Annotated in this window: 23 protein-coding genes and 1 other RNA gene; 22 read left to right on the top strand and 2 right to left on the bottom strand. The window is 63.9% G+C overall.

What is annotated here, in order from left to right; all coding sequences use genetic code 11:
- Positions 1–707: hydantoinase/oxoprolinase family protein (locus tag FJ954_RS07140; RefSeq protein ID WP_140660908.1), on the bottom strand; the 707-nt coding region annotated here is incomplete at its 3' end.
- A gap of 183 nt (positions 708–890) precedes the next feature.
- On the opposite strand from FJ954_RS07140, the gene FJ954_RS07145 reads away from it, so the two are divergent.
- The 7 genes from FJ954_RS07145 to FJ954_RS32235 all read left to right on the top strand — a co-directional run bounded on the left by FJ954_RS07145 (position 891) and on the right by FJ954_RS32235 (position 4,904).
- On the top strand, positions 891–1,103 hold the full coding sequence (locus FJ954_RS07145; RefSeq protein WP_015317194.1) for a hypothetical protein: 213 nt from the start codon (positions 891–893) through the stop codon (positions 1,101–1,103).
- 160 nt (positions 1,104–1,263) lie between these two features.
- Complete coding sequence (locus FJ954_RS07150) at positions 1,264–1,983, top strand: DnaJ family molecular chaperone (RefSeq protein ID WP_041163805.1); 720 nt, start codon at positions 1,264–1,266, stop codon at positions 1,981–1,983.
- On the top strand, positions 1,980–2,735 hold the full coding sequence (locus FJ954_RS07155; RefSeq protein ID WP_140660909.1) for an N-acetylmuramoyl-L-alanine amidase: 756 nt from the start codon (positions 1,980–1,982) through the stop codon (positions 2,733–2,735). The genes FJ954_RS07150 and FJ954_RS07155 overlap by 4 nt, the downstream gene beginning before the upstream one ends.
- Before the next feature lie 212 nt (positions 2,736–2,947).
- The gene (locus FJ954_RS07160; RefSeq protein ID WP_140615616.1) at positions 2,948–3,685 is read left to right on the top strand and encodes a transglycosylase SLT domain-containing protein; all 738 of its coding nucleotides are present in this window, start codon (positions 2,948–2,950) and stop codon (positions 3,683–3,685) included.
- A gap of 64 nt (positions 3,686–3,749) precedes the next feature.
- Positions 3,750–4,149: RNase P RNA component class A (rnpB, locus tag FJ954_RS07165), an RNA gene on the top strand.
- 179 nt (positions 4,150–4,328) lie between these two features.
- Entirely contained in the window at positions 4,329–4,604 is a 276-nt protein-coding gene (locus tag FJ954_RS07170) for a type II toxin-antitoxin system ParD family antitoxin (protein WP_140615618.1), read from the top strand.
- A 192-nt stretch (positions 4,605–4,796) separates the two neighbouring features.
- The gene (locus FJ954_RS32235; protein WP_281405543.1) at positions 4,797–4,904 is read left to right on the top strand and encodes a hypothetical protein; all 108 of its coding nucleotides are present in this window, start codon (positions 4,797–4,799) and stop codon (positions 4,902–4,904) included.
- A gap of 115 nt (positions 4,905–5,019) precedes the next feature.
- Here FJ954_RS32235 and FJ954_RS07180 read toward each other — a convergent pair whose 3' ends face one another.
- Entirely contained in the window at positions 5,020–6,135 is a 1,116-nt protein-coding gene (locus tag FJ954_RS07180; protein WP_140660910.1) for a cystathionine gamma-lyase, read from the bottom strand.
- Between the two features lie 407 nt (positions 6,136–6,542).
- Between FJ954_RS07180 and mraZ the strand changes: the two genes are divergently transcribed.
- The 15 genes from mraZ (at position 6,543) to ftsA (ending at position 23,722) form a co-directional block, all read left to right on the top strand.
- Positions 6,543–7,016, top strand: a complete 474-nt coding sequence (gene mraZ / locus FJ954_RS07185) for a division/cell wall cluster transcriptional repressor MraZ (protein WP_140660911.1) — start codon at positions 6,543–6,545, stop codon at positions 7,014–7,016.
- Complete coding sequence (rsmH, locus tag FJ954_RS07190; protein ID WP_140660912.1) at positions 7,013–8,029, top strand: 16S rRNA (cytosine(1402)-N(4))-methyltransferase RsmH; 1,017 nt, start codon at positions 7,013–7,015, stop codon at positions 8,027–8,029. The genes mraZ and rsmH overlap by 4 nt, the downstream gene beginning before the upstream one ends.
- A gap of 4 nt (positions 8,030–8,033) precedes the next feature.
- Positions 8,034–8,429: a hypothetical protein gene (locus FJ954_RS07195; RefSeq protein ID WP_140660913.1), complete on the top strand. Its 396-nt coding sequence runs from the start codon at positions 8,034–8,036 to the stop codon at positions 8,427–8,429.
- Positions 8,426–10,150, top strand: a complete 1,725-nt coding sequence (locus FJ954_RS07200; protein ID WP_140660914.1) for a penicillin-binding protein 2 — start codon at positions 8,426–8,428, stop codon at positions 10,148–10,150. The genes FJ954_RS07195 and FJ954_RS07200 overlap by 4 nt, the downstream gene beginning before the upstream one ends.
- 54 nt (positions 10,151–10,204) lie before the next feature.
- Entirely contained in the window at positions 10,205–11,659 is a 1,455-nt protein-coding gene (locus tag FJ954_RS07205; protein WP_140660915.1) for a UDP-N-acetylmuramoyl-L-alanyl-D-glutamate--2,6-diaminopimelate ligase, read from the top strand.
- Complete coding sequence (locus FJ954_RS07210) at positions 11,656–13,113, top strand: UDP-N-acetylmuramoylalanyl-D-glutamyl-2,6-diaminopimelate--D-alanyl-D-alanine ligase (RefSeq protein ID WP_140660916.1); 1,458 nt, start codon at positions 11,656–11,658, stop codon at positions 13,111–13,113. The genes FJ954_RS07205 and FJ954_RS07210 overlap by 4 nt, the downstream gene beginning before the upstream one ends.
- A 17-nt stretch (positions 13,114–13,130) precedes the next feature.
- Entirely contained in the window at positions 13,131–14,213 is a 1,083-nt protein-coding gene (gene mraY, locus FJ954_RS07215; protein WP_015317207.1) for a phospho-N-acetylmuramoyl-pentapeptide-transferase, read from the top strand.
- Positions 14,214–14,221: 8 nt separating this feature from the next.
- Positions 14,222–15,622, top strand: a complete 1,401-nt coding sequence (gene murD / locus FJ954_RS07220) for a UDP-N-acetylmuramoyl-L-alanine--D-glutamate ligase (protein ID WP_140660917.1) — start codon at positions 14,222–14,224, stop codon at positions 15,620–15,622.
- Positions 15,622–16,773, top strand: coding sequence for a putative lipid II flippase FtsW (ftsW, locus tag FJ954_RS07225; protein ID WP_015317209.1), 1,152 nt, complete (start codon positions 15,622–15,624; stop codon positions 16,771–16,773). The genes murD and ftsW overlap by 1 nt, the downstream gene beginning before the upstream one ends.
- A gap of 1 nt (position 16,774) precedes the next feature.
- On the top strand, positions 16,775–17,902 hold the full coding sequence (murG, locus tag FJ954_RS07230; RefSeq protein WP_140660918.1) for an undecaprenyldiphospho-muramoylpentapeptide beta-N-acetylglucosaminyltransferase: 1,128 nt from the start codon (positions 16,775–16,777) through the stop codon (positions 17,900–17,902).
- Complete coding sequence (gene murC, locus FJ954_RS07235) at positions 17,899–19,299, top strand: UDP-N-acetylmuramate--L-alanine ligase (protein ID WP_015317211.1); 1,401 nt, start codon at positions 17,899–17,901, stop codon at positions 19,297–19,299. Before murG ends, murC begins: the two co-directional genes overlap by 4 nt.
- On the top strand, positions 19,296–20,261 hold the full coding sequence (gene murB / locus FJ954_RS07240) for a UDP-N-acetylmuramate dehydrogenase (RefSeq protein WP_015317212.1): 966 nt from the start codon (positions 19,296–19,298) through the stop codon (positions 20,259–20,261). The genes murC and murB overlap by 4 nt, the downstream gene beginning before the upstream one ends.
- A 301-nt stretch (positions 20,262–20,562) precedes the next feature.
- A complete protein-coding gene (locus FJ954_RS07245; protein ID WP_015317213.1) occupies positions 20,563–21,489 on the top strand; it encodes a D-alanine--D-alanine ligase in 927 nt (308 codons plus the stop codon).
- Positions 21,477–22,418, top strand: coding sequence for a cell division protein FtsQ/DivIB (locus FJ954_RS07250; protein WP_140660919.1), 942 nt, complete (start codon positions 21,477–21,479; stop codon positions 22,416–22,418). Before FJ954_RS07245 ends, FJ954_RS07250 begins: the two co-directional genes overlap by 13 nt.
- A complete protein-coding gene (ftsA, locus tag FJ954_RS07255) occupies positions 22,415–23,722 on the top strand; it encodes a cell division protein FtsA (protein WP_015317215.1) in 1,308 nt (435 codons plus the stop codon). Before FJ954_RS07250 ends, ftsA begins: the two co-directional genes overlap by 4 nt.
- Positions 23,723–23,727: the final 5 nt, after the last annotated feature.

Raw genomic sequence — 23,727 nt, forward strand, 5'->3', positions numbered from 1 at the left:
GGTTCTCCCGCCACCCCCAGTTCTCCCGCCACCCTTTGCACATAGCGCGACAGGATCGGCGACAGATAGGCGTCGACCACCGCGGTGTCGCCGCGGCCGACCAGCTTGATCAGCGGCGAGACCTCGTGGCTGACCGAGACCTGTCCGAAACCAAGCTTGCGGCAGACCTTGGCCACCGCCTTCTCGTGATCGGGATATTTCCACGCATGCATGAAGACGATCGCCACGGCGTCGATACCATCGGCTTTCGCTTGTTCTATGGCCGGCCGGCAGGCTGATATGTCGAGCAGCCGCTCGACGCGGCCGTCGGCGAGCACGCGCTCGTCGACCTCGATGACGCGCTCATAGAGCTGTTCGGGAAGGATGATCTCCTTGGCGAAGATGTCCGGTCGCGCCTGGTACGCAATCCCTAGCGCATCGCCAAACCCCTTGGTGATGAGCAACAACACGCGGTCGCCCTTGCGCTCCAGAAGGGCGTTGGTGGCCACGGTCGTGCCCATCTTGATGTCGCCGATCAGGCTGGACGGGATCGCGGCGGTCGCTTCAAGGTCGAGCAGGTCGCGGATACCCTGAATGGCCGCATCGGCATAGGCTTCAGGATTCTCCGACAGCAATTTGCGCGGATGCAGCCCGCCTTGCGGGTCACGGCCGATAATATCGGTGAAGGTGCCGCCGCGATCGATCCAGAAATCCCATTTCGCGGTCATGCGGCTGTCTCCGGTATTCGTTTTCGTTATCGTTGTTAAAGCGCCCAAGCGCCGGCAGCAATGTCGCCTGCATGCCATTGATGTTACAGGCGGAAACGCAACGTTATGAAACCCATGGCCGTCCGGGGCATTTCTCCTTCGACCGTTCACCGCAACGTGAACGTGTGTTGAAGGAGAGACGTAATGAAAAAGCTCATTCTTGCTTCGGTGTCCGCCCTGGCCCTGCTGGGCGTTGCCGCCTGCAGCGACAGTGGCACAGGCACTGACAACACCACCACGCAGAGCACCAATCCGCCGGCTGCCGAGCAGCCGATGAAGCCCGCGGCCCCGGCCGATAATTCGACCAAGCCTGCCGAGCCGGCTCCGGCAACGCCCGCTCCTGCGCCCGCGCAGTAGTTTGTAAGCAGTAGGTGTCTTGGGAGGAAGGCCGGCTTCATGCCGGCCTTTCTCGTGGAGACCGCGCTCGGGACCGTGGATCGTCGGTGGCCACGGACCCGATAGAGAGTGGCCGTTATTGGCTTGATAGCGGGGACCGGTTGGCTCTATGAAGCTGGCCATGTCGATTTGGGACCGCCTCGGCGACTTCATCACGCGGGTTTCGTCTTCAACCACGTCAGGCGTCGCCGACGTGGTTGAAGCTGTGCGCACGGTTTTCTCCGGCGATGCCGACCTGCGCCGCCGCGTCGCCTTCTCGGTGGCGATGATCGCGCTGTCGGCCAAGATGGCCAAGGCCGACGGTATCGTCACCCAGGATGAGGTGCGCGCCTTCCAGGAAATTTTCGAAGTGCCGCCGAAGGAGACGCGCAACGTCGCGCGGCTGTTCGATCTGGCCCAGCGGGATGTGGCCGGTTTCGAGACCTATGCCGAGCGCATGGCGCAGCTCTGCGGCTCCGGGCACTCCAATTGCGTGATGTTGGAAGACATACTCGATGGCCTGTTCCACATCGCCAAGGCCGATGGGTTGGTGCATGAGCGCGAAGGCATCTTCCTGCACCGTATCGCCGAGATCTTCCGCATTGACGAGACGCATTACGAATCGATCATGGCGCGGCACGTCAATCTTGGTGCCGGCGACCCCTATGTCGTCCTCGGCATCGAGCGGGGCAAGCCGTTCGAGGAGGTCAGGAAACGCTATCGCAAGCTGGTGTCGGACAACCACCCGGATCGGCTGATCGCGCGCGGGCTGCCGCAGGAATTCATCAAGATCGCGACGACCAGGGTCGCGGCGATCAACGCCGCCTACGAGATGATCGAGCGGGGTCTGCGGCACGCATGAGCGGCTTCCTGCCCGACGAGCCAAGCGCCGAGGTCAGGGTATCGCCGAATTTCGGGCCAAGGCGCGACGCGCAGAAGCCCGACATGATTGTGCTGCACTACACGGGCATGGCTACCGGGGCCGCGGCCGAAGCCTGGCTGTGCGATCCGGCGAGTGAAGTCTCGTCGCATTATCTCGTCCATGAGAATGGTCACGTCGTGCAGATGGTGCGGGAAAGCGATCGCGCGTGGCACGCCGGCCAGAGTTCCTGGTTCGGACGCACCGACATCAATTCCTGCTCGATCGGCATCGAAATCGTCAATCCCGGCCATTCACTGGGCTATCCCGGCTTTCCGAAACGTCAGATCACGGCGGTCATCGAGCTGTGCAAGGGGATTGTCACGCGGCACGCGATCACCCCCCAGCGGGTGTTGGCGCACTCCGACGTGGCGCCGGGGCGCAAGATCGATCCCGGCGAGAAGTTCCCATGGGCCGCGCTGTTTAAGGCCGGTGTCGGTCATCTCGTGCCGGCCGCTCCCGTCAGGCGCGGAGCCGCGCTGAAGTCCGGTGACCGCGGTGCCGATGTGGAGACGCTGCAGTCGATGCTGTCGCTTTATGGCTATGGCGTCGAGATATCGGGCATTTTCGACGACCGGACACGAGTTGTCGTTGAGGCCTTTCAACGGCATTTTCGACCGCGCCGAATCGATGGCACCGCCGACGGCTCGACGATGCGCACGCTGCAGAAATTGCTTGCTTCCGTGAGGAATTGACCTCAGGTCAAGAGCCGGTCCAAGTAATCCTCCCTGGTCATAAAGTTACAAACTGTCACTGAAAGTGACTTGCCTCGCCTTCATTGACGCCAAATCGGACTTCAAAGGGCGTTCCGTACAGTTTGTCGGACGTCCATCCCCCCGGGTGTTCCGATATTGATCAAGCGATGCCCCGCGAAGATCTTCGCGCGGCCCCAACAGAACAGGATCACATGCAGAAATTGACCGTTTTAACGGCAGCTCTTGCTGCCGGGGTAATGAGTTTTGCCTTCAGTGCGGCCGACGCCGCGCCGTTAAGCCCACGGGCCGACCAGGGCCTCGTCGCGGCATCCGCCAAAGGCAAGGCCATTTCGGCCAAAAGCAACAAGACGACGAAGCAGGTTTCCGCGAAAGTGGAAAAGGCAAGCTGGGCCAAGGCAAGTGGGACCAAGGCAAGTAAGACCGGGGCAGGGAAGTCCTCCGCCAAGAGGCAGACAAAGCGCGGCCGCAAAACCGTGGACATGACGACGACGGCATCGATCGGTCTCGGCAACGTCGCTGCGGCGACCGCAGCGGTGACGAGCGGTGGCCAGTATTCCGCGATTGTCGGCCGCTACGCGGCCACCTACGGGGTTCCGGTGTCGCTGGCCCAGGCCGTGATCAAGATCGAAAGCAACTACCGGCCGAACATGGTCGGCGGCGCCGGCGAGATCGGATTGATGCAGATCAAGCCGGCAACCGCGCGCATGATGGGTTACAGCGGGTCGGCCAAGGGCCTGTTCGATCCCGACACCAACATCAAATACGGCATGAAGTACCTCGCCATGGCGCGCGACCTCGGCGGCGGCACGACCTGCGGCACCATCCTGAAATACAATGCCGGCCATGGCGCCACCCGCATGAACCCGGTTTCGGCGGCCTATTGCAGCAAGGTCAAGGTCCAGTTGGCGGCTGTCGGCGCACCGGCTTGACAAGAACCGGACACGACGGCTTTTTCGGTTGCGTTTTGCGGTGTGAACGCCTTTATACGCCCTGCCAGCTGGCCGGGCGGCCGCACCCGCAAACGCCGAAAGGCCGCGGGTGAGGAAAGTCCGGGCTCCATGGAAACACGGTGCCGGTTAATGGCCGGCGGGGGCGACCCCAGGGAAAGTGCCACAGAAAGCAAACCGCCACGACTTTGTCGGGGTAAGGGTGAAAGGGTGGGGTAAGAGCCCACCGCGCGACTGGCAACAGGAGCGGCACGGTAAACCCCACCGGGAGCAAGACCGAATAGGGGCGGTGCGAGGGGGAACCCTCGAGGGCTGTTTCCGGCCCACCGTCCGGGTAGGTTGCGTGAGGCGCATGGCAACATGCGCCCAAGATGAATGGCCGCCACGTTCTCGCCTCGCAAGGGGCGAGGGCCATACAAAACCCGGCTTACAGGCCAGCTGGCAGTTCCTCTCCACGACATCTGGGATAAAGCCTTTGGTGCCAGAAGGTTACGCCCATGGGCGCAGCTTCTGATTCAACGCATGGCGCTCATTTGCCCCGCCGCAAGACAGAGATATCCGCCGACTTTTCTTGAAATTGGTGCGATTAAATCGTACCATCACGGCTCATCATCAGGAGCCTATCGTGGGTCAGGTCGACAAACGCAGCATCACGCTTTCGCCGGAGTTGGCTCAGGCCGTCGACGATGTGGTCGCGGCTGGAGAATACGCTTCGGCGAGCGAGGTGATCCGCGATGCGTTGAGGCAATGGAAGGACCGCCGCGACCTGATGGGCTACACGGTTGAGGAACTGCGCAAGCTGGTGCAGGAGGGGATCGACAGCGGGCCTGGTCGGTTTGCCTCGATGGACGAAATCAAGGCGGAGGCCCGCAGGCGTCTGCGATCTGACGACGCGGCATGAAGTTGCTGCCAATCGACCGCAGCGCTCGGGCGGAAGAGGATTTGGTTGCGATCTGGCTTCATATTGCGGGCAACAACGAGGCAGCAGCGGACCGGTTGCTTGATCGTTTAGCGGCAAGATGGCAGCAATTGTCGACTTAATCCCTTCTCAGGTGCGCCACGCGACGACATTGCGCCGGGTATCCGCCATCTGATTGTCGGCGAATATCTCACCTTGTACCGGGTCGGCGGTGATGCGATCGAAGTTCTTCGCGTGCTGCATGGTCGGCGCAACATCGAAGCCAATGACCTCGGCTCCTAAGCAATCCAGGAGAAGCGCTAGCGCTTTCCCTTGCGGAATCGCGTAATTGCGTAAAACAAGGAGTTAGGGCGGTTCGGCGATCCCATCAAACGCTGACCCGCTCGTGGTCGATTTGTCAGTCGCTGATCCTGTCCAGCGAGGCCTCGATCGCCTTCCAGAGTTCTTCCACCGGCTCACAACCGACCGACAGGCGAACGAAGCCGGCCGGAACCGCGTCGCCTCGCTTCAAGCGCCGCTCGGCCGAGGTGTGGACGCCGCCGAAGGAGGTTGCGGCCTGCATCAGGTCGCAATTGTTGATGAAATCCTCGGCTTTCTGCTCGGAAGCGAGTTCGAAGGAGATGAGGAAGCCGAAGCGCTCCATCTGGGCGCGGGCAAGATTGTGCGAGGGATCGCCTTCCAGGCCGGGATAGCGCAGGCCGTTGATCGCCCGATGGCCTTGCAGGCGCCGCGCGATCACTTCCGCCGACGAACACATGCGGTCGAAGCGCACATCCAATGTTTCCAGGCCGCGATGCACCAGCCAGGCTTCGAACGGCCCGGGGATGCTGCCCGAGACCTCGCGCCAGCCGGTCACGGCGGCGATGATATCCACGTTGCGGCTGGCAACATGTCCGAACAGCACGTCGGAATGGCCATTGGGTGCCTTGGTGTCGGCGGCGACAACGATATCGGCGCCGTGATCGAGAGGGCGCTGGCCGAAGGGCGTCATCGTCGTGTTGTCGACCACCAGCAGCGCGCCGGCCTTGTGGACGGCTTCGGCGACAGCGGCGATATCGCAGATGTCCAGCCCCGGATTGGCCGGCGTTTCGACGAAGGCCAGGCGATAGCCCGCAAAACCGCCGTCGAGGAAAGTCGACGTCGGCCGGACATCGTAGGAGACGCCGAGCGGTTTCAGGAAGCGATCAGCCAGCGCCCTGGTCGTGTGATAACCGTCCGAAGGCAGCAGGACGTGGTCGCCGGCCTTGAGCACGGCAAAGAATGTCGCCGAGATTGCTGCCATCCCCGAGGGAAAACCGACGCAGGGCGCGTCTTCCAAATGGGACAACATGTGTTCGACGGCATCCCAGGTCGGGTTGCTGAAACGGCCGTACTGGTTGAAGCCGGTGGCATCGCCCGGTGCATGGAAGATGGCGGCCATGGTCAGTGGCAGGGGAATGGAATCGCCCATGGCAAACCCGCTGCGACGCAAATGGGGAAGGGCCGCAGCGCGCGATTTGGCAGTTTCAGACATCGAGTTTCAAGTCCCTTGGCGATCGGTGATATGGGGAGACGCTATGCCCGGCCGCGGCTCGCGGCAAGGCGTCTCCAGTTAGACCAGCGAGGCTCTAAACGGTTCGTTAGGCTTAATAGACCATAAAGACGAGACGTGCCGTCAAAGCCTTCTCGTCGCCGTGATGCGCATGTTTGTGAAGCCCTATTCCCGTTGACGCCCATAGTGCCCCATGGTATCCCATTTCGACATCAAAGCCTTCGTTCCGCGTCAGGGTAAAGCGTACGCCAATCGGGCAGCCGCGGCGGCTGCGCGTTTGCCGTTTTTTGCCCCTGTGGACGAGGTTGGTGCGGGGCGGGCGCAGCGCTGCGGTGGCGCGTGCGACACGATGAAGAGGGGTGCGGTTGCGCAAGCGGCTGCAACGTGTGATGGACCGGTTTCTGTCGAACACGGTGAGCAGGATCGATGCGAAGGGGCGGGTGTCCGTTCCGGCGCATTTCCGTGCCGTGGTGCAGAAGCGCGGCTATTCGGAACTCTATGCGCTGCGGTGCCTGGACCTGCCGGCGATGGATGTCGGCGGGCTCGATCTGCTCGATCGCTACGAGCAACGCATCGCGCGGGAAGACCCGTTCCTGCAGACTGCGGACGACATGTCGTTCTTCTGCCATGGCGACGGAGCGTTCCTGAAGCTCGACCAGGACGGCCGCATCACCATGACCGATTTCATTCGCGAACATGCCGGCATTTCCGCGGAGGTGGCCTTTGTCGGGCGCGGCAATTTCTTTCAGATCTGGGAGCCGGGACGGCTTGCGACCTACGGCGCGCAGGCGCGGGCCAGGCTTTTGCAGCTTCGGCAGGGCACGAAGACTCACGAGGCCAAGGCTGGGGAGCGACCGGAATGACGGTGGGCCACGGCGATGATATCAACGCCGTTGGCGGATCGGTCCGCCACATTCCGGTCCTCCTTGGCGAAGTGCTGGAAGCGCTGGCGCCGGCGGAGGGCGACATCGTCATCGACGGCACGTTCGGCGCCGGCGGCTACACCAAGGCCATACTGGCGACCGGCGCGTCCGTTGTCGCCATCGATCGCGATCCGGATGCCATCGCGGCCGGCCGCGACCTCGAGGCGCAATCCGGCGGCCGGCTGAAGCTGGTGCAGGCGCCGTTCTCGACGCTCGACGAACACGTCGAAAGCGTCGACGGCGTCGTGCTCGACATCGGCGTTTCTTCCATGCAACTCGACCAGGCCGAGCGTGGCTTTTCCTTCCGCAGCGACGGACCGCTCGACATGCGCATGGCGCAGGCGGGCCTGAGTGCTGCCGATGTCGTCAACAGTTTCAAGCCGGGCGACCTTGCCCGCATCTTCGGCTTCCTCGGCGAAGAGCGTCACGCCGGCCGCATCGCCCGCATGATCGAGGCGCGCCGGGAAAAACGCCCATTCGAGCGCACGCTCGAACTCGCCGATGCGATCGAAACGCATATTGGACGCGCGCCGAAGGACAAGATCCATCCGGCGACCCGCGTCTTCCAGGCGCTGCGCATCTTCGTCAATGACGAGCTCGGCGAACTGGCCAGGGCGCTGTTCGCGGCCGAACGCGCGCTGAAGCCTGGTGGACGGCTCGCCGTGGTGACGTTCCATTCGCTGGAAGACCGCATCGTCAAGCGCTTCATCGCCGACCGCGCCGACACCATGACCGGCTCGCGCCACATGCCGGAGGCGCAGGCGCGCACCGCGACATTCCGCAAGGCTGGTGGCGGGGTGACCGCAGGCGATGCCGAGGTTGCGGCCAACCCACGCGCCCGCTCGGCCAGGTTGCGTGCCGCGATCCGCACCGAGGCTCCGGCGCGCGGCGACGATTTTTCGATTTTCGGCCTTCCAAAACTTCCCGGCATCGACCGGCCGGGGGAGAGGTAAGCACGTGTTTCGTACCAGCGACATTGTCCTGATCGCCGTCATGGTTTCGGCGGCCGCCCTGACCTACAAGGCCAAGCGCGAGGCCGAGGACCAGTTGGCGGCCGTGCAGAAGATCCATGCCGAGATCCGCTACGAGGAGGACACGATCGACCTGCTCAAGGCCGACTGGAGCCTGCTCACCCAGCCGTCGCGCCTGCAGAAGCTGGCCGAACTCTATAAGTCGCAGCTCGCGCTGGAGCCGGTCAGTGCCCGCCAGATCGTGGGCCTGGGCGACCTGCCGGCCAAGGCCCTCGATATCCAGGACATCCTGAACGGGCGCCAGGGCACGATGGCTGACAATTCCGATAAGGCGCCTTCAGGCGACAAGGATCCCGTCGTGACCGGAGACATCGCCCAATGATCGGCAAACTGCTGAAGCGCTTCGCGTCGGTAAGGCGCGCCAGGACGGGCGAGGACAGATCGATCGTGGTCGAAGGCGCCCGCAAGGCGACAGGCGGCAAGGGCAAGGCGCGCATCGTGATGACGATGGCCGTGTTCTTCGGCATCTTCTCGACCATATCCGGGCGGCTGGTCTATCTTGGTTTCCAGACACCCGACCTGTCGGGCGGCCCGCAGAGCCGGGTGACCGCCTCGCGGCCCGACATTGTCGACCGCAACGGCGAAGTGCTGGCCACCGACATCAAGACGGCGTCGCTGTTCGCCGAACCGCGCCGCATCGTCGATGCCGACGAGGCGATCGAGAAGCTGTCGACGGTGCTGCCCGAAATCGACTACGAGCAGACCTATCACAAGCTGAAGAGCGGCGCCGGCTTCGTCTGGCTGCAGCGGCAGCTGACGCCCAAGCAGCAGGCCGACATCATGCAGCTCGGCATTCCCGGCTTTGGCTTCCGCACCGAAAAGCGCCGTTTCTATCCAAGCGGCGAAACCTCGTCCTACGTTGTCGGCCTGACCAACATCGACAACCAGGGCATTTCCGGCATGGAGAAATATATCGATGAGCAGGGCCTGAGCGACCTGCAGGCGTCGGGCCTGGCGGTGGCGAAGGATCTCAGGCCGGTGAAGCTTTCGATCGACCTGCGCGTCCAGCATGTGGTGCGCGACGAGATTGCCGCCGGCCTGGAGCGCTATCGCGCCATGGGCGCTGGCGCGGTCGTGCTCAACGTCAAGACCGGCGAAGTGGTGGCCATGGCCTCGGTGCCGGATTTCGATCCGAACAATCCCTACAATGCGCAGGACAAGGACCGGCTCAACCGGATGTCGGCGGGGCTCTATGAAATGGGCTCGACGTTCAAGAGCTTCACCTCGGCCATGGCGCTCGATTCCGGCAAGGCGACGATGTCGAGCCGCTTCGACGCTTCGCATCCAATCCGCGTCGGCCACCAGGCAATTCACGATTTCCACGGCAAGAACCGTGTGCTGTCGTTGCCGGAGGTGTTCCTCTATTCGTCCAACATCGGATCGGCCAGGGAGGCAGAGCTGGTCGGCATCGAGGCGCACCGCGAATTCCTGCACCGCCTCGGCATTCTGGAGAAGATGCAGACCGAACTGCCCGAAGTCGCCCGCCCGACCGAGCCGAAAGTCTGGAAGCAGGTCAACTCGTTCACCATCGCCTTCGGCCATGGCGTGTCGACGACGCCGCTGCAAGCGGCTGTCGGCTGCGCGGCGCTGGTCAATGGCGGCTTCCTGATGCAGCCGACATTCCTGGTCCGCAGCCAAGAGGACGCGATGGCGGCGGCCAAGAAAGTGGTTACCGAAAAGACCGTCGAGGGCATGCGCTACCTCTACACGCTCAACGCCGAGAAGGGTTCGGCCAGAAACGCCCGCGTTCCCGGCTACCGCGTCGGCGGCAAGACCGGAACGGCCGAGAAGGTCATCAACGGCCGTTACTCGAAGGAGTTGAATTTCAACACCTTCGTCGCCGCCTTCCCGATGGACGATCCGCAATATCTGGTGTTCACGATCGCCGACGCCCCGCATCCGGAAAAGCCTGGGATGACCGACGTCGCCGCCAACAATGCTGGGGTTATGGCCGGCAATATCATCAGGCGTTCAGCGGCCATGCTTGGCGTGAAGCCAGATTTCAGCCATGAAAATGGTGCAACGCTGGTTTCCTATCAGTGATTCTTGGGGCGCGCCGGCAACTGCGCGCTATTTTGTTGCGGTGAACGGGACTCGATGAAGCTCAAAGATCTAGCCGGTATCCTGCCAGTCGAAGGAACAGCTTCCGCCGATCTGGAGGTTACCGGCATCTCGTCCGATTCCCGCCAGGTAAAACCGGGCGTCGTCTTTTTCGCGCTTGCCGGAACCAAGGCCGATGGCGCGAGCTATGCCGCCGACGCGGTCCGGCGTGGCGCTGCCGCGATCGTCTTGGGCAACGGAAGCGCCTTTGCCGATTCGCCGGTTCCGGTACTGGCCGTCGATGATCCGCGCCTGGCACTGGCCTTGAGTGCCGCCCGCTACTTCGGCAAACAGCCGCAAACCATGGTCGCGGTTACCGGCACCAGCGGCAAAACCTCAGTCGCTGCCTTCACCAGGCAGATTTGGGAGCAGGCGGGATATGCCGCCGCCTCGATCGGCACCACTGGCGTGGTCGCGCCCGGCCGCAACGAATATGGTTCGCTGACGACACCCGATCCGGTCGCCCTGCACCGGTTGCTCAGGGAATTGGCCGATGCCGGCGTTACCCACGCCTCGATGGAGGCCTCCAGCCACGGGCTCGACCAGCGCCGCCTCGATGGGGTGAAGCTCTCGGCCGGGGGCTTCACCAATCTCGGCCGCGACCACATGGATTACCATCCGACGATCGAGGATTATCATCGCGCCAAATTGCGCCTGTTCGACACGCTGCTGCTGAAGGGCGCCCCCGCCATCGTCTTCGCGGACGATCCGTGGTCCGAGCCGACGATAAAGGCGGCGCGGGCCGCCGGGCTTGATGTGCTGACGGTCGGCCGCCATGGCGATTTCCTCAGGCTGAAGCGGGTCGAGCATGAGCGTCATCGCCAGCGTGCCGAGGTCGAGGCCGACGGTGTGATCCACGAGATCGACCTGCCGCTCGCCGGCGATTTCCAGATCGCGAATGCGCTGGTTTCGGCAGGGCTTGCCATTTCCACCGGAACGCCTGTCGCCAAAGCCTTGGCGGCATTGGAGAAATTGAAAGGCGCGCCGGGCCGGCTCGATCTCGTCGGCACCACGGCGAGCGGCGCGCCGGTCTATGTCGATTACGCGCACAAGCCCGATGCGCTCGAGAACGTGCTGGCCTCGGTGCGTCCGTTCACCACCGGCCGTGTCATGGTCGTCTTCGGCTGTGGTGGCGACCGCGACCGTGGCAAACGACCGATCATGGGCGAGATCGCGACACGGCTTGCAGATGTCGTCATCGTCACCGACGACAATCCGCGCTCGGAAGTGCCCGAAACCATCCGCGCCGCCATTCTTGAGGCCGCGCCCGGCGCCATGGAGATCGGCGACCGGCGCAAGGCTATCCACGAGGCTGTCGGCATGCTGCATGCCGGCGATACGCTGATCGTGGCCGGCAAGGGTCATGAGGAAGGCCAGACGATCGGCTCGGAAACCTTGCATTTCTCCGACCACGAGGAAGTGCGCGCCGCGCTCCGGGAGCATGCCGCATGAGCTTGCTGTGGACGTCGGAAGCTCTGGTTGCCGCCACGGACGGACGGCCGCTCGGCCCCATGCCCGAAGGCATATCGGGCATTTCGATCGACAGCCGCAGCCTGCAGCCGGGCGATGCTTTCTTCGCCATCAAGGGCGAGGCGATGGACGGCCATGACTTCGTCACCGCGGCCATCAAGGCCGGCGCCGGCGTGCTGGTGGTGGCCGAAGGCAAGCTGCCCTCACTTGGCCGGTTGACCGCGCCGATCATCGTCGTCGACGACGTCCTGGTTGCGCTGGAAAAGCTCGGTGTCGCGGCGCGCGCCCGCTCGCAAGCCAAGATCATCGCGGTGACCGGCTCGGCGGGCAAGACCACGACCAAGGAGGCGCTGCGCCACGTGCTTTCGGCTGTCGGCAAGGTGCATGCCTCGGCGCAGTCCTTCAACAACCATTGGGGCGTGCCGCTGACCTTGGCGCGCATGCCCGCCGATTGCGATTATGCCGTGTTCGAGATCGGCATGAACCATCCCGATGAGATCCGGCCGCTGGTGAAGATGGTGCGGCCGCATGTCGCCATCGTCACCATGATCGCGGCCGCGCATCTTGGCTTCTTCCGCAACCTGGACGAGATCGCCAAGGCCAAGGCCGAGATTTTCGAGGGCCTGGAGCCCGATGGTGCTGCCGTCCTCAACCGCGACGATGCGCGTTTCAAGCTGCTGTACAAGATGGCACAGGCTGCCAGCGTCGAGCATATCCATGGCTTCGGCGAGAATGCGCGCTCGACCTTCAAGCTGGTCAAGTGCGAGTTGCATGCCGACCATTCCGACATCGCCGCCAGGATCAGCGGCCACGATATCATCGCCCGTATCGGCGCGCCCGGCCGGCACATGGTGCAGAACGTGCTGGCGGTGCTTGGCGCCGCCCATCTGGTTGGCGCCGATCTCGACAAGGTTGCATTGGCGCTGGCCGATCTCTCGGCCGAGCGCGGGCGCGGCAAGCGCCACGTGCTGCGGCATCCCGGTGGCCCGATTTCGGGCCGGGCCGGGGGCTCGATCACGCTGATCGACGAGAGCTACAACGCCAATCCTGCCTCGATGGCGGCCGCGATGGCGCTGCTCAACGCGACGCCGGTGACGGGCGAGGGCAGGCGCATCGCCGTGCTTGGCGACATGCTCGAACTCGGCGATCACTCGGCCAAGCTGCACGCCGCTCTTGCCGATCTCATCGTCGGCACCGGCACGCGGACGGTCTTTCTCGGCGGCCCGGAAATGCGGTCGCTGGCGGAAGCGCTGCCGGACGATATCAGGACGGAATACCGCGCCGGCGTCGAGGAGTTGAAGCCGGTGCTGCTCGCCGCGCTGAAGCCGGGCGACGTGGTGATGATCAAATCGTCGAAGGGCATCGGTTTTGCAAAACTGGTCGATGCGCTGCTGGGCAAATTCCCGGCTGAAACGACAACAAGCAACCAGACCTAGTCGGGGGACGAAAGCGCATGTTCACACTGCTGGTCGATTTCGCGGACAAGGTCTCTGTCTTCAATGTCTTCCGCTACATCACGTTCCGCACCGGCGGGGCGCTGATCACCTCCGCCCTGATCGTCTTCATCTTCGGGCCGACCATCATCAATTCGCTGCGGCTCAGGCAAGGCAAGGGCCAACCGATCCGCGCCGACGGGCCGCAGACCCATTTCAAAAAGGCAGGTACGCCGACCATGGGCGGACTGATGATCCTGTCCGGCATCATCGGCTCGTCGCTTTTATGGGCGAACCTGTCCAGCATCTATGTCTGGGTGGTGCTGTTGGTGACACTCGGCTTCGGCTCGATCGGCTTTTACGACGACTATCTGAAGGTGACGAAGCAGTCGCATCTCGGCTTCTCCGGCAAGGCGCGGCTTGCGCTGGAATTCGTTATCGCCGGCATCGCCGCCTGGGCGATCATGCACAATGGCCAGGCGCCGTTCTCGTCGTCGCTGACATTCCCCTTCGCCAAGGAATTCATCATCAACCTCGGCTGGTTCTTCATTCCGTTCTCCTGCTTCGTCATCGTCGGCGCCGGCAATGCGGTGAACCTGACCGATGGCCTCGATGGCCTTGCGATCGTGCCGATCATGATCGCGGCGGCGTCCTTCGGCGTCATCGCCTATCTCTCGGGCAACGCGGTTTTCGCCGAATATCTGCAGATCCATTTCGTGCCTGGCACTGGTGAACTGGCGGTCGTGCTTGGCGCGGTCATCGGCGCCGGCCTCGGCTTTCTCTGGTTCAACGCGCCGCCCGCGGCGATCTTCATGGGCGACACCGGATCGCTGGCCATGGGCGGCCTGATCGGCACGGTCGCGGTCGCCACCAAGCACGAGATCGTGCTCGTCATCGTCGGCGGCCTGTTCGTGGTCGAGATTCTCTCGGTCATCATCCAGGTCGGCTACTTCAAGATGACCGGCAAGCGCGTGTTCCTGATGGCGCCGATCCACCATCATTTCGAAAAGCTCGGCTGGACCGAAAGCCAGGTGGTGATCCGCTTCTGGATCATCGCCGTCATCCTGGCGCTGGTCGGTCTTTCCACCCTCAAGCTCAGATAGGCCGCCACTTGATCCCCGCCGCATCCTTCGCAGGCAAGCGTGTATCGCTCTTCGGGCTCGGCGGCTCGGGGATCGCCACGGCGCGCGCGCTGATCGAGGGCGGCGCCGAGGTGCTGGCCTGGGACGACAATCCCGGCAGCGTCGCCAAGGCGGCTGCCACCGGCATCGCCACCGGCGATCTGCGTGGCGCCGACTGGGCCGGGTTTTCCGCCTTCGTGCTGTCGCCCGGCGTGCCGCTGACCCACCCCAAGCCGCACTGGACCGTGGAATTGGCACGTGGGGCCGGCGTCGAGGTCATCGGCGATATCGAGCTGTTCTGCAGGGAACGGACGCAGCGTGCGCCGGATGCTCCCTTCATCGCCATCACCGGCACCAACGGCAAGTCGACGACGACGGCGCTGACAGCGCATATCCTTCAAGCCTCCGGGCGCGACACGCAGATGGGCGGCAATATCGGCCGTGCGGTGATGACGCTCGATCCGCCGAAGCCCGGCCGGCATTATGTAGTCGAATGCTCGTCCTACCAGATCGACCTTGCGCCCTCGATCAATCCGACGGCCGGCATCCTGCTCAATCTGACGCCCGACCATCTCGACCGCCACGGCACCATGCAGCACTACGCTTCGATCAAGGAGCGGCTGGTGGCGGGCAGCGAGACGGCGATCATCGGCATCGACGATTCCTGGTGCGCGCAGATCGCCGATCGGCTGGAGCGGGCAGGGCGGCAGGTCGTCCGCATTTCCAAGCGCCTGCCGCTGACCGACGGCTATTTCGCCGACGGCACCAATCTGATGGAAGCCGTGCACGGCCGCTACAGCCGGGTAGCCTTCCTCGAAGGCATTGGCTCGCTGCGTGGTCAGCACAATGCGCAAAACGCGTTGGCCGCCGTCGCCGCTTGCCTCAAGGTCGGGCTCAACCTTGGCGAGATCCAGTCTGGATTGGAAAGCTTCCCGGGTCTGGCGCACCGCATGGAGCAGGTTGGCCGCAAGGACCATGTGCTGTTCGTCAACGATTCCAAGGCGACCAATGCCGATGCCGCCGCACCCGCGCTGTCCAGCTTCAATCGCATCTACTGGATCGCCGGCGGCCTGCCCAAGGAAGGCGGCATCGAGCCGCTACGCGGTTTCTTCCCGCGCATCGCCAAGGCTTATCTGATCGGCGAGGCGGCGCCCGCCTTTTCGGCGACGCTCGGCGAGGCCGTGCCCTACGAGATCTCGGGCACGCTGGCGGCAGCGGTCGAGCATGCCGCGCATGACGCGGCCAAGGACGACAGTGGCGAGGCGGTGGTGCTGTTGTCGCCGGCCTGCGCCAGTTTCGACCAGTTCAAGAATTTCGAGGTCCGCGGCGAAGCCTTCAGGCAAGCTGCGAGCGCTATGGATGGCGTCAAACCCATCGGAGGGGCACGATAATGCAGAGCCGTCTCGACAAAAGTCCGGTCGCAACCTGGTGGTGGACCATCGATCGCTGGTTCCTGGCGGCGTTTCTGTCGCTGATGGGGCTCGGCATCGTGTTGTCCTTCGCGGCAAGTCCGGCGGTGGCCGAACGCATCGGCCTCGACAGTTTCCATTTCGCCACCCGGCAGATCATCTTCACCGTGCCTGCGCTCGGCGTGATGCTGGCGGTCTCGTTCCTGGATTCCAGGCAGATCCGGCGCATGTCGCTGATCATGCTGTGCCTGATGCTGGTGCTGATGGTGGCGGTGCTCTATGTCGGCGTCGAGGTGAAGGGCGCGCGCCGCTGGGTGTCGCTTGCCGGCCTGTCGATCCAACCTTCGGAATTCCTCAAGCCGGCCTTCGTCATCATGTGCGCGTGGCTGTTCGCCGAGCACAAGCGCCAGCCCGACATTCCGGGCAATCTGTTCGCCATGCTGCTCCTGGTGCTGGTAGTGTCGCTGCTGGTGGCGCAGCCTGACCTCGGTCAGACCATGCTGACCACCGGCACCTGGGGCATCATGTTCTTCATGGCGGGGCTGCCATGGCTTTGGATCATCGTGCTGGGCGCTGCCGGCGTCGGCGGCGTCTTCGCCGCCTATACGGTGTTTCCGCACGTCGCGCTGCGCATTGACAAATTCCTCACCGGCGAAGGCGACACGTTCCAGGTCGACATGGGCCGCGATGCGCTGATCAATGGCGGCTGGTTCGGCGTCGGGCCGGGCGAGGGCACGGTCAAGCGGGTCATCCCCGACAGCCATGCCGACTTCGTCTTCTCGGTCGCGGGCGAAGAATTTGGGCTGATCATGTGTTTCTTCATCATGTCGATCTTCGCCTTCATCGTGCTGCGCGGTCTCAACACGGCGCTCAAGGAGCATGACGACTTCACCCGTTATGCGGTCGGCGGTCTGGTCACCGTGTTCGGCCTGCAGGCCGTCATCAACATGTGCGTCAACCTGCAGCTGGTGCCGGCAAAGGGCATGACGCTGCCCTTCATCTCCTATGGCGGCTCCTCGCAGATCGCCATCGCCATCTCGATGGGGATGGTGCTGGCGCTGACGCGCAAGCGGCCGGAAAAGCGCAAGCAGATGGGCTTTACCCTGCCGCAGCGCGCCATGCCGGCGGAGTGACATGGCCAGAGGCGTTATCCTTCTCGCGGCGGGCGGAACCGGCGGACATCTGTTTCCAGCCGAAGCGCTGGCGCATGAACTCCTCGATCGCGGCTGGGCGGTGCATCTGGCGACCGACACCCGGGCCGAACGGTTTGCCGCCCATTTTCCTGCGGCGGCCGTCCATCCGATCCAGTCGGCGACGTTAGGCTCGAAAAATCCCTTCGCCCTGCTCGGCGCCTTCTGGAAAATCTGGAGCGGCGTGCGTCAGGCCTCCGCCATCATCGGCAGGGTCAAGCCGGAGGCCGTGGTCGGCTTTGGCGGCTATCCGACCTTGCCGCCGCTCTACGCGGCGACGCGGCGCAAGGTGCCGACGCTGATCCACGAGCAGAACGCGGTGATGGGGCGCGCCAACCGGGCGCTGGCCGGCCGTGTCGACGCGATCGCCGGCGGCTTCCTGCCGCAGGATGAAAGCGCGGCCGGCGCCAAGACTGTGACGACCGGCAATCCGGTCCGGCCGGCTGTGCTCGAAGCGGCCAGGACGCCTTACGCGGCTTCAACCGGGGATGAGCCTTTCCGCCTGCTGGTGTTCGGCGGCAGCCAGGGCGCACAGTTCTTTTCCGATGCCATGCCAGGGGCCATCGCGCTGCTTTCCGACGCACAGCGCAAGCGCCTTGTCGTGACCCAACAAGCTCGCGCGGACGACGTGGCGCGGGTGAAGGCGGCCTATGCCGCGCTCGGCGTCGCCGTCGAGGTCTCGCCGTTCTTCACCGACATGGCGGCGCGCATAGCGGCGGCGCATCTTGTAATCTCTCGTTCCGGCGCCTCGACCGTGTCGGAAATCGCCGTCATCGGCCGGCCGGCGCTGCTGGTGCCCTATCCCTTCGCGCTCGACCACGACCAGGCGGCCAATGCAGCCGCCCTTGCGGCCGCCGGCGGTGGCGAGGTGCATGTGCAATCCTCGCTTTCGCCCGAGCGCATCGCGGCACTGCTCGGCGCCCTGATAGACCAACCGGAGCGGCTGGCGACGATGGCTGCCGCGGCCAAGTCGGTCGGCAGGCCCGACGCGGCGCGGTTGCTCGCCGACCTCACAGAGGCTATTGCGTCCCGCAAAACAGTATCGGATTTCAGGAAGGGGACGCACCCATGAAGATGCCGCAGACCATCGGCCTCGTGCATTTCATCGGCATTGGCGGCATCGGCATGAGCGGCATCGCCGAGGTGCTGCACAATCTCGGCTACAAGGTGCAGGGGTCCGACCAGGCCGACAGCGCCAATGTGCAGCGGCTGCGCGACAAGGGCATCGAATGCTTCGTCGGCCACAAGGCGGAGAATCTCGGTGACGCCGAGGTCATCGTCGTCTCGACGGCGATCAAGAAGTCGAATCCGGAGCTGAAGGCGGCGCGTGAAAAGCTGTTGCCGATCGTGCGCCGCGCGGAGATGCTGGCCGAGCTGATGCGTTTTCGCCAGGCGGTGGCGATCGGCGGCACGCATGGCAAGACCACGACGACCTCGATGGTGGCGACGCTGCTCGAGGCCGGCGGGCTCGACCCGACCGTCATCAATGGCGGCATCATCAATGCGTACGGCACCAACGCCCGCATGGGCGATGGCGAGTGGATGGTGGTCGAAGCCGACGAGAGCGACGGCACCTTCCTCAAGCTGCCGGCCGACATCGCCGTCGTCACCAACATCGATCCCGAGCATCTCGATCATTATGGCAATTTCGACAATGTGCGCGAAGCGTTCCGCCAGTTCGTCGAGAACGTGCCTTTCTATGGCTTCGGAGTGATGTGCACCGATCACCCGGAAGTGCAGGCGCTGGTCGGGCGCATTGAGGACCGGCGCGTCATCACCTATGGCGAGAACGCACAGGCCGATGTGCGCTTCACCAACCATCGCATGGCGGGGGCGACCTCGGAGTTCGACGTGATCATCCGCGACCGCAAGGGGCGCGGCCAGACGGCAATTTCGGGCCTGCGCCTGCCGATGCCCGGCCGCCACAATGTTTCCAACGCGACCGCCGCGATCGCGGTCGCGCATGAACTCGGCCTGTCGGCCGAGGCGATCAAGAAAGGCCTGTCGTCTTTCGCCGGCGTCAAGCGCCGCTTCACCCACACCGGTTCCTGGAACGGTGTCGACGTGTTCGACGATTACGGCCACCACCCGGTCGAAATCTCGGCGGTGCTGAAGGCGGCGCGCAGCGCCACCAACGGGCGTGTCATCGCCATTGCCCAGCCGCACCGCTTCACCCGGTTGCATGATCTGTTCAACGAGTTCTCCGCCTGCTTCAACGATGCCGACACGGTGATGGTCGCCCCGGTCTACGCCGCCGGCGAAGAGCCGATGGACGGCGTGACATCGGACGCGCTGGTGTCGCGTATCCGCGCCGGCGGTCATCGGGACGCCCGCTACATCGAGGGGCCGGCCGACATCGCGCCCGTCATCCGCGACATCGCCAAGCCCGGCGACTTCGTCGTCTTTCTCGGCGCCGGCAATATCACTCAGTGGGCCTATGCGCTGCCGAAGGAGCTTGCCGCCCCATGATGAACGGCCAGGCCCTGATCGACAGACTTGGCGACCGGCTAGCCGGCCTGCGCGGCCGCATCACGCCGAATGCCGAGATGGACAAGATCACCTGGTTCCGGGCTGGCGGCCTTGCCGAGGCGCTGTTCCAGCCGGCGGATGAAGAAGATCTCGCCGCCTTCCTCAGAGCGGTTCCCGAAGAGATACCCTTGACCATCGTCGGCGTCGGCTCGAACCTTCTTGTCCGCGACGGCGGCATTCCGGGTTTCGTCATCAGGCTTTCGGCCAAGGGCTTTGGCGAGGCCGAAGTCGTTTCCCCGATCAGGATCAAGGCAGGTGCCGCCACGCCAGACAAGCGCATGGCGGCGGTAGCGCTCGAGGCCGGCATTGGCGGCTTCCATTTCTATCACGGCATTCCAGGCGCTATCGGCGGCGCGCTCAGGATGAATGCCGGCGCCAACGGGGTCGAGACGCGCGAGCGCGTCGTCGAGGTGCGGGCGCTCGACCGCGCGGGCAACGCCCAAACGCTGAGCAATGCCGAGATGGGCTATGCCTACCGCCATTCGGCGGCGCCCGCCGGGCTGATCTTCACTTCGGCCGTTTTCGAAGGCTTTGTCGAGGACAGGGCGGTGATCAAGGCGGCGATGGATGCGGTGCAGAACCATCGCGAGACCGTGCAGCCGATCCGCGAGAAGACGGGCGGCTCGACCTTCAAGAATCCGGAAGGCACGTCGGCCTGGAAGGAGATCGACAAGGCGGGTTGCCGCGGGCTGATGATCGGCGGTGCGCAGATGTCGCCGATGCACTGCAACTTTATGATCAACACCGGAACGGCGACCGGCTACGACCTCGAATATCTCGGCGAGACGGTGCGCGCGCGGGTGCTCGAGCATTCCGGCATCCGGTTGCAGTGGGAGATCAAGCGCATCGGCAATTTCCGTTCCGGATATGCCGTCCAGGAGTTCCTCGGCCAGCTTCTCTAGCGCCTCTTGAAGTTCACGTGATGCGTGAACTTCAACCGGATCGAAATACCGTGAAATCGTTGCCGCAAAGACTCAGCGACACGGTTTTCGCATCCATTTTCTCAGAAAGTGAATCTCTCGGAATCATAAGTGCTTGCCAGTGAATCAACTCTCTGATTCTCTGCCCTGAAGCGTTTCCTGATTTGAGTCGTTCGACGCGTTTTCAGCGTTTTCCGTCTGGGGGGCAACCTGCCGGGAGACTCAGACTCAATGTTGCGGAAATCTTGTGTTTTTGGTCCGCGGTGAGAGGGGATGACGGGGAATGAAAAGCAAGCATGTGGCCGTATTGCTGGGAGGTTTCTCGTCCGAGCGGCCCGTGTCTCTGTCTTCCGGAAAGGCCTGTGCCGATGCGCTGGAGCAGGAGGGTTACCAGGTCACCCGCGTCGATGTCGGGCGCGATGTCGGCTCGGTGCTTGCCGAGCTCAAGCCTGACGTCGCCTTCAATGCGCTGCATGGGCCTTTTGGTGAGGACGGTACCATCCAGGGCATCCTCGAATATCTCGGCATTCCCTACAGCCATTCCGGCGTGCTCGCCTCGGCGCTTGCCATGAACAAGGAGCAGGCGAAGAAGATCGTCAAATCGGTCGGCGTCCCCGTTGCCGAATCGAAGGTCTCCAATCGGTTCTCCATCCAGAACAAGCATCCGATGAAGCCGCCCTATGTGGTCAAGCCGGTCAGCGAGGGGTCGAGCTTTGGCGTCGTCATCGTGTCGGAGGGGCAGTCGCACCCGCCGCAGGTGATCGGGTCGTCCGAATGGAAATATGGCGATACCGTCATGGTCGAGCGCTACATCCATGGGCGCGAGCTGACCTGCGCCGTCATGGGCGATGTGGCGCTTGGCGTCTGCGAGATCATCCCGACGGGCCATTCCTTCTACGACTATGATTCAAAATATGTCGCGGGCGGATCAAAACACGAATGCCCCGCAAAAGTTTCACCGAATATTTACCAAAAAATACAGACACTGGCGCTCAAGGCTCACCAAGCTGTCGGCTGTCGGGGCGTTTCCCGGTCGGACTTCCGTTATGACGATCGTCACTCCGAAAATGGCGAGGTTGTATGGCTCGAGGTCAACACTCAGCCGGGCATGACGCCGACGTCTCTGGTGCCTGAAATTGCCGCCCATGCCGGGCATTCGTTTGGTGAATTGTTGAGTTGGATGGTGGAGGACGCTTCGTGTCTGCGTTGAAATGGGGACAGGGTAAGGTGAGGGGCGCGGCCGGGCCGTCGCTGTTCGGCCTGCCATTGTCGTTGGACCATTTCGTTCTGCCGCGCGTGCTTCGTCGCCCGGTACGCATCCTGACGCGCCTGGGCGATGGTGAATTCCAGGCGCCGCGCTTCTCCGCCGCGATCATGTCGTCGGTACTGCTGGTGTCGAGTGGCGCCTATGGCGCCTACCTCGGCGGTCACGCCGACGGGATCATTCAAAGCATCACCGCCCGCACCGGCTTCGCGGTCGACCAGGTCAAGGTGGTCGGCAACCGTCAGACTTCGGAGATCGACATTCTCGACAGGCTGGAACTCGATGGCTGGACGTCGCTGATCGGCTTCGATGCCGAGGCCGCACGGGAGCGTATCGCCACCCTGCCGTGGATCCAGGTTGCCGCGGTGCGCAAGGTTTATCCGCACACGCTGGAAGTGCGCGTCGAGGAGCGCGCGGCTTTCGCGCTCTGGCAGCAGGGCAGCGACCTCTCCGTCATCGAGAAGGATGGCGCCGTCATCGCGCCGTTCTCGGGCGGCAAGCAGGTGCTCCTGCCGCTGCTGATCGGCACCGGCGCGCCCGCCAAGGCGCCTGATTTCCTGGCCAGGATCGAACATTATCCCGACCTCGCCAGCCGCATCAAAGGCTATGTCCGTGTTGGCGAACGGCGCTGGGACCTGAAGCTGGACAACGGCATCACCATCAAGTTGCCCGAGGATGACGAGGACCAGGCGCTCGCCGAACTCGTCAAGATGGACCATGACAAGGGGCTGTTGTCGCGCGACATCGCCGCCGTCGACATGCGCCTGACAGACCGGCTGGTCGTGGAGCTGACGCCGCAGGCGGCGACGCAGCGCGAAGCCGCGCTCAACGAGAAGCCGAAAGCCCTCAAGCGCAAGCCGGAGACGAAGATATGAGCTGGCTTGGCGGTTCTGGCGATGCCTCGTCGCGCCGGTCGGGCACCCTGACGGTGCTGGATGTCGGCTCGAACAAGGTCTGCTGCATGGTGGCCAAGCTGAAGCCGAACGATGACGGCAAGCTCCTGCGCGGCCGCTCGCATCGCATCCAGGTCATCGGCATCGGCCACCAGAAATCGCAAGGCGTGAAGTCCGGCGTCATCGTCGATCTCGACCGGGCCGAGCATGCCATTCGCCTCTCCGTCGATGCCGCCGAACGCATGGCCGGGCTGACGGTCGATTCGCTGATCGTCAACATGACCGCCGGCCGGCTGAAGAGCGAAAGCTTCTCGGCGACCATCAATCTTGGCGGCCACGAAGCCGACGAAGCCGACATCAAGCGCGTGCTCGGCGCCGGTGCCAAGCAGGCGCTGAAGGCCGAGCGCGAGGTGGTCCATTCGCTGCCCGTCGGCTTTTCGCTGGATGCCGAGCGTGGCGTGCGCGATCCGCGCGGCATGGTGGGCGACACGCTTGGCGTCGACATGCATGTGCTGACGGGCGATGCGGCGCCGATGCGCAATCTGGAGCTCTCCATCAACCGCTCGCATTTGTCGGTCGAGCGCATGGTGGCGACGCCCTATGCCAGCGGGCTGGCGGCACTGGTCGACGACGAGCTGGAACTCGGAGCCGCCTGCATCGACATGGGCGGCGGCACGACGACGATCTCGGTGTTTTCGGAAGGCAAGTTCGTCCATGGCGACGCCATCGCCATCGGCGGCAACCATGTGACGCTCGACATGGCCAAGGGACTTTCGACCTCGCTCGACGCCGCCGAACGGCTGAAGGTGATGCACGGCTCGGCGCTGCCGGGCAGCGCCGACGACCGCGACCTGGTCTCGATCCAGCCGATCGGCGACGATGGCGACGTGCCGCTGCAGATCCCGCGTTCGGTGATGACGCGCATCGTGCGCGCCCGCATCGACGAGACGCTCGAACTCCTGCGTGACCGGTTGAACAAGTCCGGTTACGGCAATGCGGTCGGCAAGCGCGTCGTGCTCACCGGCGGCGCCAGCCAGTTGGCCGGCCTGCCGGAAGCGGCGCGCCGCATCCTGGGGCGCAATGTACGCATAGGTCGCCCGCTCGGCGTGGCGGGCCTGCCCGAAGCGGCGAAAGGCCCGGCTTTCTCGGCCGCGGTCGGGCTTCTGATCTATCCGCAGATGGCGAGCTTCGAGAGCCATCCGGCGAAAGGCATTTCCGGTCTCAGAATGACCGGAACGGGTGGAAAACTGCATCGCATGAGTCAGTGGTTGAGAGACAGTTTCTAATTGAC

The sequence above is a fragment of the Mesorhizobium sp. B2-3-15 genome (assembly GCF_006442875.1).
Lineage (GTDB): Bacteria > Pseudomonadota > Alphaproteobacteria > Rhizobiales > Rhizobiaceae > Mesorhizobium > Mesorhizobium australicum.